The organism is Marinobacter sp. R17, assembly GCF_003789045.1.
Taxonomy (GTDB): Bacteria; Pseudomonadota; Gammaproteobacteria; order Pseudomonadales; family Oleiphilaceae; genus Marinobacter_A; species Marinobacter_A mangrovi.
Genome location: NZ_RHGZ01000005.1, coordinates 97,354 through 110,227, shown reverse-complemented (window position 1 = coordinate 110,227; position 12,874 = coordinate 97,354). Strand labels below are relative to the sequence as shown.

Annotated in this window: 14 protein-coding genes; 6 read left to right on the top strand and 8 right to left on the bottom strand. The window is 61.6% G+C overall.

All coding sequences use genetic code 11. The annotated features are described in order from the left end of the window. Window positions 1-236: 236 nt before the first annotated feature. Complete coding sequence (locus tag EB809_RS05665; RefSeq protein WP_190294832.1) at window positions 237-1,067, top strand: substrate-binding periplasmic protein; 831 nt, start codon at window positions 237-239, stop codon at window positions 1,065-1,067. Here EB809_RS05665 and EB809_RS05660 read toward each other — a convergent pair. Further along, on the bottom strand, window positions 1,051-1,755 hold the full coding sequence (locus EB809_RS05660) for a DUF3047 domain-containing protein (RefSeq protein WP_123633917.1): 705 nt from the start codon (window positions 1,753-1,755) through the stop codon (window positions 1,051-1,053). The two genes, EB809_RS05665 and EB809_RS05660, sit on opposite strands and share 17 nt — an antisense overlap. Before the next feature lie 119 nt (window positions 1,756-1,874). Further along, window positions 1,875-2,483 carry a GNAT family N-acetyltransferase gene (locus tag EB809_RS05655; protein ID WP_123633847.1) on the bottom strand — a complete coding sequence of 203 codons (609 nt, stop codon included), beginning with the start codon at window positions 2,481-2,483 and terminating at the stop codon, window positions 1,875-1,877. Window positions 2,484-2,596: 113 nt separating this feature from the next. On the opposite strand from EB809_RS05655, the gene EB809_RS05650 reads away from it, so the two are divergent. Continuing rightward, window positions 2,597-3,223, top strand: a complete 627-nt coding sequence (locus EB809_RS05650; protein WP_223807829.1) for a LysE family transporter — start codon at window positions 2,597-2,599, stop codon at window positions 3,221-3,223. Here the strand turns inward: EB809_RS05650 and EB809_RS05645 are convergent, their stop codons facing one another. Next, a complete protein-coding gene (locus tag EB809_RS05645; protein WP_123633846.1) occupies window positions 3,224-4,090 on the bottom strand; it encodes a hypothetical protein in 867 nt (288 codons plus the stop codon). 268 nt (window positions 4,091-4,358) lie between these two features. On the opposite strand from EB809_RS05645, the gene EB809_RS05640 reads away from it, so the two are divergent. Continuing rightward, window positions 4,359-5,642 (top strand): DEAD/DEAH box helicase, encoded by a 1,284-nt coding sequence (locus EB809_RS05640; protein ID WP_123633845.1) that lies wholly within the window; start codon window positions 4,359-4,361, stop codon window positions 5,640-5,642. A gap of 48 nt (window positions 5,643-5,690) precedes the next feature. Here EB809_RS05640 and EB809_RS05635 read toward each other — a convergent pair whose 3' ends face one another. Beyond that, window positions 5,691-6,386, bottom strand: coding sequence for an OmpW/AlkL family protein (locus tag EB809_RS05635; protein ID WP_123633844.1), 696 nt, complete (start codon window positions 6,384-6,386; stop codon window positions 5,691-5,693). A 143-nt stretch (window positions 6,387-6,529) separates the two neighbouring features. Beyond that, the gene (locus EB809_RS05630) at window positions 6,530-6,991 is read right to left on the bottom strand and encodes a winged helix-turn-helix transcriptional regulator (protein ID WP_123633843.1); all 462 of its coding nucleotides are present in this window, start codon (window positions 6,989-6,991) and stop codon (window positions 6,530-6,532) included. Between the two features lie 114 nt (window positions 6,992-7,105). Between EB809_RS05630 and EB809_RS05625 the strand changes: the two genes are divergently transcribed. Both EB809_RS05625 and bamE read left to right on the top strand, forming a co-directional pair. Continuing rightward, entirely contained in the window at window positions 7,106-8,218 is a 1,113-nt protein-coding gene (locus EB809_RS05625; protein ID WP_123633842.1) for an NADH:flavin oxidoreductase, read from the top strand. 113 nt (window positions 8,219-8,331) lie between these two features. Further along, window positions 8,332-8,643: an outer membrane protein assembly factor BamE gene (gene bamE / locus EB809_RS05620; RefSeq protein WP_123633841.1), complete on the top strand. Its 312-nt coding sequence runs from the start codon at window positions 8,332-8,334 to the stop codon at window positions 8,641-8,643. A gap of 6 nt (window positions 8,644-8,649) precedes the next feature. On the opposite strand, the gene EB809_RS05615 is transcribed toward bamE, so the two are convergent. From EB809_RS05615 to EB809_RS05605, 3 genes are all read right to left on the bottom strand, one after another. Then, window positions 8,650-9,546 (bottom strand): nucleotidyl transferase AbiEii/AbiGii toxin family protein, encoded by an 897-nt coding sequence (locus EB809_RS05615; RefSeq protein ID WP_123633840.1) that lies wholly within the window; start codon window positions 9,544-9,546, stop codon window positions 8,650-8,652. A 48-nt stretch (window positions 9,547-9,594) separates the two neighbouring features. Then, on the bottom strand, window positions 9,595-10,206 hold the full coding sequence (locus EB809_RS05610) for a type IV toxin-antitoxin system AbiEi family antitoxin domain-containing protein (protein WP_223807828.1): 612 nt from the start codon (window positions 10,204-10,206) through the stop codon (window positions 9,595-9,597). Between the two features lie 164 nt (window positions 10,207-10,370). Then, on the bottom strand, window positions 10,371-11,000 hold the full coding sequence (locus tag EB809_RS05605) for a TetR family transcriptional regulator (RefSeq protein ID WP_123633839.1): 630 nt from the start codon (window positions 10,998-11,000) through the stop codon (window positions 10,371-10,373). 172 nt (window positions 11,001-11,172) lie between these two features. Here EB809_RS05605 and EB809_RS05600 point away from each other — a divergent pair, with 172 nt between their 5' ends. Continuing rightward, complete coding sequence (locus EB809_RS05600; protein WP_123633838.1) at window positions 11,173-12,756, top strand: flavin-containing monooxygenase; 1,584 nt, start codon at window positions 11,173-11,175, stop codon at window positions 12,754-12,756. Window positions 12,757-12,874 lie beyond the last annotated feature (118 nt).

The following is a 12,874-nucleotide window of genomic DNA, read 5'->3' as shown; positions in this document are numbered from 1 at the left end:
CAGTTTAGGGCGGTGCCGGCGTCCGGACCATTGGCCCGTCGGGCCGAAATCAGCGGCAGCCCAATCAACGCGGGTGCGAGAAACGCCACCTCCGTCAAATAATCGCGCACCTGTAGTGGTCGCCTGACGGGGGGCAGGTTATGTTGAGAGACAGGTGTTCTGTGATCAAATCCGGGTCGAGGCGTTGTGTCGCTCCCCGGCAGGGTGTTGAGCGGTATGGTTTTTCGGAGTCCGATGTGAAAATCGATTGGATCAGGTCGTTCGTCCGTTACCACGCCCTGTTCCAGGTGCTGGCGGCGGTTTTGGTCGGCCTGGTGTCGGTCACGGCGCGGGCCGATGCGCCGGTCGCGAGAATCGGTTATGTGGCCTTCCCGCCCTATGAATATCGGGACTCGCAGGGCCAGCCCGCCGGCAGCTTCATCGACCTGACCCGCAAAGTGGCCATTGAAGCGGGCTACCGGCCGGTTTTCGTCTATCTGCCAATCAGCCGGGTGTATCTCTACCTGCGGCAGGGCCGCATCGACCTCTGGCCCGGACTGACTCACATCCCTTCCCTGGAGGGTAAGGTGCGGCCCAGTGCCACCCGCCCGATCCACGTCGAGCTGAGTGCCTGGCATCTGAAGGACACACCGCCCATCCGGCAGTTCAGCGACCTGAGGCACCAGCGCCTGATCCTGATTTCCGGCTACACCTATGGCGGCCTCGCCCAGTACCTGGCCGATCAGGGCGACAATGACCTGACCTACACCTCCACTCATCAGGCCGGTGTCGACATGCTGCACCGTCGCCGCGGGGAATACCTGCTCGATTACCGGGATCCGGTGGCGGCGATCGGTGTCACCAACGGCCCCGAGGGGCTGGAACACTGTTTTATCCGGGAGCGCGAAGCGGCCTGGCTGTTCTCGGTAGAAGACGCCAAGTCGGAGCGTATGCGGCAGGCGTTCGATGCGGCGTTCCAGCGCCTCAAGGCGACAGGTTCGCTGCCACTGGCGGGGGATCAACGGCCGGTTTCAGCTCTGCCGGGGTTTCCCATGCCGGCGGAAGGGGGCGTCAGCGCTCCAGAGTGATGTCGCCGTACCAGGCGGTGGCGGATTCCCCGGTATTGTCGGCGTCGGTCATGATGCCAATGCCGATGATCGGCGGCGGCGCCTCGCCGAACGCGCGTTTGTAGTCGGCGACGATGTCCTGCGACTCCATGACCCATTGCCCGGTCTGGTCCGACCCGCTCTGGACCACGATCATCTGGGTCCGGTCGGTGTAGGGGTTGGCGATGACGGTATTCACCGGCAGCTTGTTGGCCCAGATGTAGTTCAGAGCGTTGCCGGGGAGTTCCTTGCCGTAGATCAGTTCGGCGGCTTTGCGTTTGGCCCGTTCGAAGAAACCGGCCTTGTCCGGTTCAAAGGCAAAGGCCACGTAGATCCGCGCCGGGTAGTCGTCGCCGTCCTTCTTGCGCGCGTTGCCGGTCTGGTAGATGTTGCTGACCTTCCAGCGCCACTGCAGGGTCAGCTTGTCGCCCGGCTCGATGCGGATTCGGGCAATCCGCCCGGAGGCGCCGCCCCGGGTCTGGGCCTTGATCACCTGCACACCGTCTTCGGTGACCAACTGATATTGCGAGTGTTTATTGATGTTGGGAAATTCCAGCGGTGCCCAGCCGTCATCCAGGGAGGACATGGTGGAAAACGGTTGCAGCGTGTCTGCAGGCGTGGGCCCCGCGACCAGGGCCAGTGTGGCCACCAGCAGGATCCCTCTCAGCATCGTCATGGCGCTTCTCCGGCGCGTTTTTTCGCCATTGTGTGGGTTTACCGGGCCAACGTCCATGGTATCCATGGTCGGGGGCTGCTCACCGGCGCCACAATACCCCGCCCGTCTCGACGTCAGCCGCGCTCGCGCAGGCGGGCCAGTTTGAAGGCGAGGGATTTCCTCACCGTGGGCCACTCACTTTCCAGGATCGAGAACACCACGGTATCCCGGTAGGCGCCATCGGGCTCAATGCGGTGGTTGCGCAGCACGCCGTCCTGCTTGGCGCCGAGCCGGGCGATGGCGCGGCGGGAGGCCTCGTTGTGCCAGTGGGTGCGGAATTCCACCGCGATGGCGTTCAACTGCTCGAAGGCGTGGGTCAGCAGCAGCTGCTTGCACTCGGTGTTCACCGCCGTGCGCTGGGCGCGCTGGGCGTACCAGGTGTAGCCGATCTCGACGCGCCGGTGGTCCGGCTCGGCGTTGCAGTAGCGGGTGGCACCGATCACGTCGCCACTGGCATTCTCGATCACCACGAACGGCAGGGCGCGGCCGGCGGCTTTGTCCTTGAGCGCCTGCTCGATGTAGGTGTCCACCGTGTCGGCGGACGGCGCGCCGGTAAACCAGAGCTCCCAGAGGCGACCGTCGCTGGCGGCTTCGACCAGCGCGTCCCGGTGTTCCGAGGCCATCGGTACCAGGCTGGCGGTCTGGTTCGTGAGGGTGACGTCTTCAAGCCATGTTGTCGTCATGCGTTCTCCGTGTGGTGTTGGGCGTCCTGGCATCCATTGCCAGGAAGGTGGACAATGAGTGTCACCCGATCGAGGCGCATTGCACAAGCACTCGCCTTGTCGCTGACTGGCCCATGGAGATTCCGGTGCACCTGTACCTGCTGTTCCTGCTGATGGCGACGGCCACCGCCCTGAGTCCCGGGCCCGGTGTCGTCATGACCCTCTCGAACGCCTTGCGCCTGGGGCAGCGCGGCACGTTGGGCGGTATCCTGGGGATTTCCGCCGGGGCTCTCGTAGTGTCGGCGCTGTCGGCAACGAGTCTGGGGGTTCTGCTGGCCACCTCGGCGACGGCCTTTACCTTGGTCAAGTATGTGGGCGCGGCCTACCTGGTGTACCTGGGTATTCGCCTGTGGCGCAAGCCGGGCCTGAACCTGCAGACGGACACCGGTGCGGCGGACGATCGCTTCGGGCGGCGCTTTGTTGAAGCGTTGGTGCTGCAGCTCAGCAATCCCAAGGTGGTGCTGTTCTTCCTGTCGATTTTCCCCCAGTTCATCGATCCGGCCGGCGATTTCCAGATCCAGTTTGTCCTGCTGACGCTGACGTATGCCGTGATCGTGGCTCTGGTACACCTGGGTTACGCCCTGGGCGCGAAGCGGATTCGAGGCTGGTTGACGTCGGAGCGGGGCGGGCGCGTGATGAACCGGACCGCCGGCTCTACCTTTCTGTTCTTTGGAGCCGTTCTGGCCAGCGCCCAGCGCTGATCACTCCTGCTGCGACGGCAGGTGCCAGTAGCGATCCGGGATCTGATCCAGCGTGCGGCTGGTTTCCGGTGTCTCCAGCCAGATGATCTGACGCTTGTCCAGCTCACCCTGGTCCAGTGCGGCCCGGTTGGCGGGGTGGTGGCGGAAGTTGTCCATGAACGATCCGTCGTCATAGGCCTTCATCAGACCCTGTTTCAGGATGTCGTGGAGGTCTGGTCGCGACTTCGACACATAGAGAAAGTAGTCGTAGCGCATGGCCAGGGCCACGCCGGGCAGCATCGCCAGGTTATCCCGGCCGGGTTTGGCCAGCTCGGTGAAGATTTCCTGAATGCCACGGTGGAACAGGTCGAAACGCTGGTACTCGAGCATACGCCAGAGGTTTTCATACTGGCTGGTCACCAGTTTGATGCCGTTGTGTTCCAGGATCCGGTTCTCTGGCCAACCGGTGCCGGAGCCAACGGTGACCTGTTGCAGCTCATACAGGGTGTCGATTGGACTCAGTTCAGCCATCCGATCCTTGCGCACGGCAAACAGGCGGTAGCCCAGCAGGCCCCGGGTCATGGGAATGTTGACCTGCAACAGGCTCTCTTCCCGTTCCGGGCTGTAGCCACTGAAGAAGACGTTGATCTTCGGGTGCGCCTCATGAAGCATGGCGAACACACGGTTCTGGGGCACTTTCGGCAGCGGGACCACTTCCAGCGTCTGCGGGCCGGGGGCGTGGTCGAGGGCCAGGCGGATCACCGACAGCTCGTAGTCGAACACCTCGGCATCGCCGTGCAGCAACCCCACACGAAAGGTCGCGGCGGCCGCAGGCAGGGTTAGCCACGCACACACGCCAATCAGGCCGAGGCGATACCACAGCATCATCGTCTCCGGGACAGGTTCAATGGCCTCCTAGTATAGGGGATATGGCCCTGTCACGGTTATCCACAGGTGCCCGACGTCGTTTTTATGGGCGAACTCTGTTAGGCTCCTCACATTCCTACCTCGAAGGACTTCGCCGCCATCGGCGCGGCCCCACTTATACGACCTTTCAGAGGGCGGCACGCCAACCCGGCGATGCCTGCAGTCGTTTTAGTCCATCCGATGCGCCACGTGCCCATGGCCGGTCAGCGCATCGCACGAGATCATATCTATGAGTTTTGAATCACTCGGCCTGTCCGAGGCATTGTTGCGTGCGACCCGCGAACAGGGTTACGAAGAGCCGTCCCCCATCCAGGCCCAGGCTATTCCCGCCGTCTTATCCGGTGGCGACGTTATGGCCGCCGCGCAAACCGGTACCGGCAAGACCGCCGGTTTCACGCTGCCGCTGTTGCAGCGTCTTGGCGAACTGCCGCGTCGTGGTAAGGGCGTGCGCGCGCTGGTGCTGGCACCGACCCGCGAACTGGCCGCCCAGGTGGGCGAGAGCGTGGGTCGTTATGGCCGCTACCAGTCGGTGAGCTCCGCCGTCATCTTCGGCGGCGTCAAGATTAACCCGCAGATCCGGAAGCTGCGCGAAGGCGTGGACGTGCTGGTCGCCACACCCGGCCGGTTGCTGGACCTGTACCAGCAGGGCGCCGTGCGTTTTGACGCGCTGGACATACTGGTGCTGGACGAAGCGGACCGCATGCTCGACATGGGCTTTATCCGCGACATCCGCAAGATCCTGGCCCTGCTGCCGAAACAGCGTCAGAACCTGCTGTTTTCAGCAACGTTCTCAGCGGAGATTCGCAAGCTGGCGGAAGGCCTGCTGAATGAGCCGGTCCAGATCGACGTGGCACCGCGCAACACCACCGCCGAAACCGTGCGCCAGACGGTTCACCCGGTGGACCAGAATCGCAAGACGGCGCTGCTCGCCCGTCTGGTGCATGACAACGACTGGCAGCAGGTGCTGGTGTTTACCCGCACCAAGCACGGCGCCAACCGGCTGTCCCAGAAACTGGAGCGTGACGGGATCACCGCGGCGGCGATCCATGGCAATAAGTCCCAGAACGCCCGCACACGGGCCCTGAGCCATTTCAAAGAAGGCGAGATTCGCGTCCTGGTAGCGACGGACATCGCCGCCCGGGGCCTGGACATCAAGCAACTGCCCCAGGTGGTGAACTTCGAACTGCCGAATGTGCCGGAAGATTACGTCCACCGGATCGGTCGTACCGGCCGGGCCGGAGAGAGCGGCCACGCGGTATCACTGGTCAGTGCCGACGAAGGCAAACTGCTGGGCGGCATTGAAAAGCTGATCAAGCAGGACCTGACGCGGGAAGTGATCGACGGGTTCGAACCCAGTGTTGCCCTGGCCACCAGGCCCCGCAATGATCAGGGGCGCGGCGGTAACGGCGGCAAGCGTAACGCAGGCGGACCGCCGCGGAACAACAGCTCGCGTCGTCGCAGTGGTCGGGGTCGTTCCGGCGGTGGCGCCCGTCGCCCGTCCGCTAACGCCTAGCATCAAAACGGGCCGATTCCGTATCGGCCCGTTTCCTTTCCGGCCGGCTCAGAACCGGTAACCGACGCCGATCATGTAAACGAACGGATCGATATCCACATCGACCTTCCCGGTGGCCACTTTGTTGCCGGCGCCATCGTAGGCCTTGATGGTGGCCGTCGTGTCGATGTCCGCGTACCAGACGGCGGCATTCAGCAGCAGTCGATCGGTCAGCATCACGTCCGCTCCCAACTCGGCCGCCAGCCCCACACTGTCATCCAGCTTGATATCGGTTGAAGCCGCGCCCAGGGCGTTGGTTAGCGTGTCGGTGGTCTTCTCGTCAAAGAAGTGGGTGTAATTCACGCCAATCCCGCCATACGGCTGAATCGTCATCCCCGGATCCAGCGGGAAATACTGGAGCGTGACGGTGGGCGGCAGATGTTTGGTCTCGGCCAGCTTGCCGGCACCGCCCAGAGCACCGGCGCCATTGATATCGTGTTTGAAAGGCGTGGCGGCCAACACGCCGATCCCCCAATGCTGGCTCAGCATATAGCTGGCGGTCAGACCGAGTTGCGTGTCGGAATCGACGCTCACTTTCCAGTTATCCAGTTTGGTGCTGCCAACCCGGACGTCGCCGCTGGAATCGTGTGGATCGACCATAGCCGCTCCGGCACGCAGGATCAGGTCGCCGGCCTCGTGGGCCTGGGCGAGGGAAGCGGGTAACAGGGCGGCTGCAATCAGGCCGTAACGGACGGTCTTTCTCATGGCTATCTCCTTGATATGAAAAGAGGGAATAGCCTGAGAGTAGGGCGTCGCCGGCGTCGGATATTGATCTGACGCAAGAATTCGGAGAGCGCCGGGCGGGAATCATCAATCCATTGATTCAGCTCAAAAAATGCAGTTCTGAATCAACCGGTTTTGGAGGTGCTTTCGGCGTCCGGCATAAACACATCACGGACCGAAAGGGGCTCACCGTCAGCGCTCTGGACGGTCATGGGCCGAATTGACTGTCCCGTGGCCCGGTCGCGCAGATCCAGGGCACCGCAATGGGGGGCCGGATTCCATTTGTCGCCCCACTGGCGCAGGGCGACCACCACCGGAAACAGGTCCCGGCCTTTCTCGGTCAGGCGATATTCATGCCGTGAGCCGTGTTCACCCACTTCCACTTTGCGCAGGACCTCATTGTCCACCAGGCGGGCCAGGCGGTCGCAGAGGATATTGCGGGCAATGCCGAGCTCCTGCTGGAAGTCGACGAAGCGGCGGGTGCCGTACATCGCCTGCAGCACGATCAGCAGCGACCACCAGTCCCCGACTTCATTCAGGGCCCGGGCCACGGAGCAGTTGGAATCATCAAAACGTTTTCTGGCCATGATTCGAGTCTACCGAAAAGAGTTGCATTTTGAAACCGGATTAAATAGGGTTGCATAACGAAACCAAATTCGCCGAATGTCATCCGGCTCCCCATTCCTCAGGAGGCTACTGCCATGACCATGAATCTCGGTCCCCTGTTTGACCCCTTTGAACTGAATGATCTGAAACTGCGCAACCGTGTTGCCATGGCACCGATGACCCGCAATTTCTCGCCGGGCAATGTCCCGGGTGAAAACGTGGTGGATTACTATCGCCGACGCGCCGAAGGTGGCGTGGGCCTGTTGATCACCGAGGGCACCACCGTGAACCACGCGGCGGCCAACGGCTATGAAAACGTGCCGGCCTTCCATGGCACCGACGCGCTGGCGGGCTGGAAAAAGGTCGTCGATGCGGTCCACGAGGCCGGCGGCGCGATCTTCCCGCAGCTCTGGCACGTGGGTGCCGTGCGCAAGGAAGGCATGGAGCCTGATCCGTCCGTACCGGGCTACAGCCCGTCCGGCTTCTACGCACCGGGCAAGCCTAACGGCAAGGCCATGACCAAGGAAGACATCGCCGACGTGGTCAACGCGTTTGCCGATGCGGCCCAGGACGCCAAGGCGCTGGGCTTTGACGGTGTCGAGATCCACGGCGCCCACGGCTACCTGATCGATCAGTTCTTCTGGGAAGGCACCAACCAGCGGGATGACGAGTACGGCGGCAGCATGGCCAATCGCCAGCGCTTTGCCATCGAGATCATCGAGGCGGTACGCCATCGGGTGGGTCCGGACTACCCGATCATGCTGCGTTTCTCCCAGTGGAAAATGCAGGACTACGACGCCAAGCTGGCGAAGACCCCGGAAGAGCTGGAAGCGTTCCTCAAGCCGTTGGCGGACGCGGGTGTGGACATCTTCCACGCCTCCACCCGTCGTTTCTGGGAACCGGAATTCGAAGGCTCTGACCTGAACCTGGCCGGCTGGACCCAGAAGCTGTCCGGCAAGCCCACCATGTCCGTCGGCAGCGTTGGCCTGACCGAGGACTTCATCAGCGGCACGTTTGCCAGCAAGAAGGACGCGGTGGAGCAGTCCGGCATCGACGAGCTGGTCGAGCGCATGAACAACCACGAGTTCGAGCTGATCGCCGTGGGCCGCGCCCTGCTGCAGGATCCGGAGTGGCTGGTGAAGGTGAAGGAAGGCCGCATCGGCGATGTGGAGCCGTTCGCCAAGAAATCCCTGGCCAAGCTGTACTGATCCAGAGCGGCAGGGATAAAGCATGGCGATTGCGGACTGGCTTACCGGTCCGTAATCGCACGCGTCACGTTGTTGCGTATGATGGAGGCATCATCCATTGACGGAGTGACGTGATGCCAGGAATGAAACCGCTGTTTGGCGCCGTTGTCGTTGCAACGGCGCTCACCGCCGGCTGTGCCACGGTCGGCCACGATTTCCCCACCCAGAACGTCGATCAGATCCGCATCGACCAGACCACCCGTGCCGATGTCCGGCAGATGTTCGGTGAGCCCTGGCGTACCGGGATCGAGGACGGCAAGTCCACCTGGACCTACGGCAAGTACCGCTGGTCCGCCTTCAGCGACGCCCAGACCACCGACCTGGTGGTGCGCTTCAACGCCGACGATACGGTGGATTCCTACGTCTACAATACAACCAAGAAGTAAGCGCCTTCACCCCTGAGGTCCTGAAACCCATGGGCCGGGTGGGTGCCAGGTTAGCGCCTTGGCCTCACCCGCAATGACAGGCAAGAGGAATTCACTTAGTGCTTCCACAACCTCCGAAAACGCTTCTGGAGGTTGTGGCTGGCCAAGGCGTTTTCGAAAAGCCTGCCACTGGGATTGTTTACTGCTTACAAATGCTGCCGTGAGCGGATCGCTTTCAGGCAGCGCCGTCCCCCGTCTCTCGAAGGTCCTGAGGACAGCGCCGGATAGATTCGCCAGGGTGAAGGTATGTCGACGAGCCATCAGCCAGATATCGTAGAAGTCCTTCATGCGACTGTTCAGTTCGCCCAGGCTAACCATGGCTTGAAACTTCTCGGCAATGGATGTTTCCGGGGGATAGCATTGTATCCGGGCGACGGGGAAATCCAGCAAGGTCGGAAAATCCCGCCAAGACGGTAACGGGAAAACGGCATCGCCAAAACCGATGTCCAGCTGCATCGGAATTCTGGCGGTGTCCAGAAATCCAATAAATGTTACTCGCAGACCCTGATAATCCGCATCTTCGGTAATCGCTTCAACTTTCAGGGTTTTCGGGTCGAAACTCAGGCCATCCTCGGCCACTTCGGTGGCAATCACATCACGGATCTGTGTCAGAATCGCCTCTGGTTCGTTGCTGGTCCGGCCCAGCATGTCGATATCCCGGGTGGGGCGGCTGTCCGGCCCCTGCAGGGTCCAAAGCATCAGGGCGCCTTTGAGCGTAAAGCAACTGTTGTGGGGCGATTGACTCAGCCGATACAGAAACCGCTCCATGGCGAAGTACTGCAAGAGCTCCTGAAAAGGGCGTTTCTCATCTCTGGATTTATTCAGCAGTTTCTGACGTACAGACGCCGCAATATTTTTGGCCACAGTGATCTCCTTTCACTTTGGTTGTTTCCTATGGACACTGGATTCCATTCATAGCTTGGCCTCTACGTAGGGGGCCATCACGTTGGCGACTCTGCAAAGGCGAGCGTATTCCATCAGTTTGCCCGGCTGAAATGTCTTTCTTGTACGGTAAAGTTCCAGAGCCTCCAGAACGACATCCATGCCGATGCGATTACGGAACTTAAAGCAGTCGGCCAGGGTCTTTTCCGCATTGTAGACCTGCATGGTGATGCCGTTGATGTTCACTCGTTCGATGCCCTCGCTGAACGCTTGCCCGGAGAACCGGTATCCGGATACCGGGGGATACTCCAGTACCGGCAGGCGCGCGTCGCGCTCAACGGCCAAGTGTATCTGATGGGGAATTTGCGTCGTGATGCCATGCCAGTCCAGAGCGGAAATCAGGCAAAGCACCGCGCCAGGAAAACGGGTCATGGCCGCCACCAGATCCGGATTTTCAACTGGCGGCATGTCCGCCAGTCGGTATAGGCCCCGGCTAACCGGTTCTATCACCCCTGCATCCCTTAGCTGATAAAACCGGTAGCGGCTGATGCCCTGTTCGAGCGCCTCGCTTAACCGCAGCTGTCCGCCATGCTGGCGAAACAGGGTTTGGAGTTGTGATCGGGAAGATCTGGGTCCAGACAAACTGTCACCACTTATAGATATCTGGTGACAGTTTGTCTGATGGGGTGGAAAGGTTCAAGCGGCCGCCACGACGGCGTTCCCTGGTTCAGCTTTAGCAAAGTTCCAGACATCGTTTTCGGTGGCTAGGCTCAGATTGAAAGTGAGCGATTACTAACGATTTGAGGTCAGTGACTACTGGCCCAGCGGGCGATGGTCTCGAGTGGCTGGGATTCCACCAGCGCCCCGCGGAACTGGCGGTTGATGAAGTGTTCGGTTTCGATCTGGATGCGATCGCGCTGTTCGGGTTTTTCGATGTAGTCCATGGCCCGGAACAGGATGTAGCGGATCGTCATGTGGGAGATCTCATGGACCGTGGCATCATCCACGCCCGGCACCAGGCGGCGTTCGATGATGTCCTCGGCCATCTCCCGGGCGCTGGCGTCCAGTTGGCTCTCTAAAGCCCGGCGTAGCACCGGTGACGGGCCGTGCAGTTCACGCACCGCCACCGTCGTCGCCGCGGCGTTGTTCAGAAAGTAGTGATAGACGAAGGCGACCGTCTCCCGGGACGCCTGGTCGGAACTCTCCGCCATCCGACGCAGTTCCCGTACGCCGGTTTTCATCTCTTCGGCGATATAGCCCAGCACCTGCAAACCGAATTCGTCCAGATTGCGGAAATGCCGGTAGAAGGTGTTGGGGTTCAGCCCTGCCTCCCGCGCCAGTTCGCGCAGGCCCAGTGAGGTCAGGCTGCGGCTCTCGGTAATCAGCCGCAGGGCGGCCTGCACCAGCTTCAGTTTTCCTCCGGTCATCACGCTCATCAGGACGCCTTCTTGTCGCTATGGGCCAAACGCCTATTTTTCGATCAGCAAAAGTATACAGTCGTCTACATGGGGTGTATACATCTGTCTACTGGCTCAGGTAGACAGGTGTCTACTCAGGAGCCATCGCTGACAACAAGACGCGCACAAGCGACAACGAGGTGTGGTGGTTATGACTGACAAGACTCCGATAGCAATCATCGGCACCGGCTTTGCCGGGCTGGGTATGGGCATCAAGCTGAAGGAAGCGGGCTACGAGGATTTCGTGATCCTGGAGCAGGGCAGCGACGTCGGGGGCACCTGGCGCGACAACCACTATCCGGGTTGCGCCTGCGACGTCCAGTCAGCGCTGTATTCCTTTTCCTTCGAGCAGAACCCGAGCTGGTCGCGGATGTACGCCCAGCAGGGCGAAATCCTCGATTACCTGCGCCATTGCGCTGAGAAGTACGGCCTGATGAAGCACATCCGCTTCAACACACACCTGGCGACCGCCCACTACGACGAGCAGCGCAACCTGTGGAAGCTGGAGACCGCCGACAGCCCGGCGCTGTGGGCGTACATGCAGAAGCATGACCTCAAGCCCGGCGATGCCCTGGACGTGAACGATCCCGACCTGCCGGCCTTTGAGGCTATGGAGGCCAACATTCTCGTCTCCGGCATGGGCGGGCTGAGCACGCCGGCCTATCCGAACATACAGGGCCTGGACCGGTTCAGGGGCAAGATGTTCCATTCCCAGGACTGGGACCACGACTACGACCTGAGAGGCAAGCGGGTGGCCGTGATTGGCACCGGTGCCAGCGCCATCCAGTTCGTGCCGGAAGTGGCGAAAGAAGCCGCCCGCGTGGATCTCTACCAGCGTACGCCGCCGTGGGTCATGCCCAAGCCGGACCGGCCCATGAAAGGCTGGGAGAAGGCACTGTTCCGTCGAGTACCGGCGGCCCAGTCGGCGCTGCGCAACTCCATCTACTGGCATCTGGAGTCCCGTGTTTTGGCACTGGCGCTTAACCCGCGCCTGATGAAAGTCGCCGAGCTGGAAGCCCGTCGTCACATCCGCAAGCAGATCCCCGACAAGGCGCTGCGCAAGAAGGTGACGCCGGACTACACCATCGGCTGCAAGCGTATCCTGCTGTCGAACAACTATTATCCGGCCCTGGCGCAGGACCATGTGGACGTGCGCACCGACGGCATCCAGGAGGTCACCGCCGGCGGGGTTGTGGATAAAAATGGCGTTGAGCGTGAAGTGGATGCCATCATCTTCGGCACCGGCTTCAGGGCGCAGGACCCGATTCCCCACGGCATGATCTTCGGCCGCGGCAACCGCGATCTGCTGGACGCCTGGCGCGAGGGGGCCGAAGCCTACAAAGGCACCACCGTGCACGGCTTCCCCAACTTCTTCATGCTGGTCGGCCCCAACACCGGCCTGGGCCACAGCTCGATGGTCTACATGATCGAGTCCCAGATCCAGTACGTCATGGACGCGCTGGCCCAGATGCGCCAGCAGGGCTGGGAAGCGGTCGATGTGAAAGAGAATGTGCAGGCGGATTACAACGCCATGCTCCAGTCCAAGTCCGACGGCTCGGTCTGGGACAGCGGCTGCAACAGCTGGTACGTCAACGAGAACGGCAAGAACACCACCCTGTGGCCGAGCTTTACCTGGGCCTTCCGGCAGCAGACCAACCGGTTCGATGCGCAGCAGTATGTGTGTGAGACGTCGGCGTCATTGCGGGAAGTGGCTGGAGAGGCGGTGCCGGCCTGACTGGGCTTTGGCCTGACAGGAACAATGTAGCGGACGCTTCAGCTTCCGAGCGGGCCGAAGGCTCGCCGATGGACCCGGGGCCCTGACGGGCCCTCCGAAGCTGAAGCGTCGGCTACAT

Coding starts and splice junctions, on each gene's coding strand:
- EB809_RS05660 (WP_123633917.1), bottom strand. CDS start 1,755: ATGCTGAGAGGGATCCTGCTGGTGGCCACACTGGCCCTGGTCGCGGGG.
- EB809_RS05655 (WP_123633847.1), bottom strand. CDS start 2,483: ATGACGACAACATGGCTTGAAGACGTCACCCTCACGAACCAGACCGCC.
- EB809_RS05650 (WP_223807829.1), top strand. CDS start 2,597: ATGGAGATTCCGGTGCACCTGTACCTGCTGTTCCTGCTGATGGCGACG.
- EB809_RS05645 (WP_123633846.1), bottom strand. CDS start 4,090: ATGATGCTGTGGTATCGCCTCGGCCTGATTGGCGTGTGTGCGTGGCTA.
- EB809_RS05640 (WP_123633845.1), top strand. CDS start 4,359: ATGAGTTTTGAATCACTCGGCCTGTCCGAGGCATTGTTGCGTGCGACC.
- EB809_RS05635 (WP_123633844.1), bottom strand. CDS start 6,386: ATGAGAAAGACCGTCCGTTACGGCCTGATTGCAGCCGCCCTGTTACCC.
- EB809_RS05630 (WP_123633843.1), bottom strand. CDS start 6,991: ATGGCCAGAAAACGTTTTGATGATTCCAACTGCTCCGTGGCCCGGGCC.
- EB809_RS05625 (WP_123633842.1), top strand. CDS start 7,106: ATGACCATGAATCTCGGTCCCCTGTTTGACCCCTTTGAACTGAATGAT.
- bamE (WP_123633841.1), top strand. CDS start 8,332: ATGCCAGGAATGAAACCGCTGTTTGGCGCCGTTGTCGTTGCAACGGCG.
- EB809_RS05605 (WP_123633839.1), bottom strand. CDS start 11,000: ATGAGCGTGATGACCGGAGGAAAACTGAAGCTGGTGCAGGCCGCCCTG.
- EB809_RS05600 (WP_123633838.1), top strand. CDS start 11,173: ATGACTGACAAGACTCCGATAGCAATCATCGGCACCGGCTTTGCCGGG.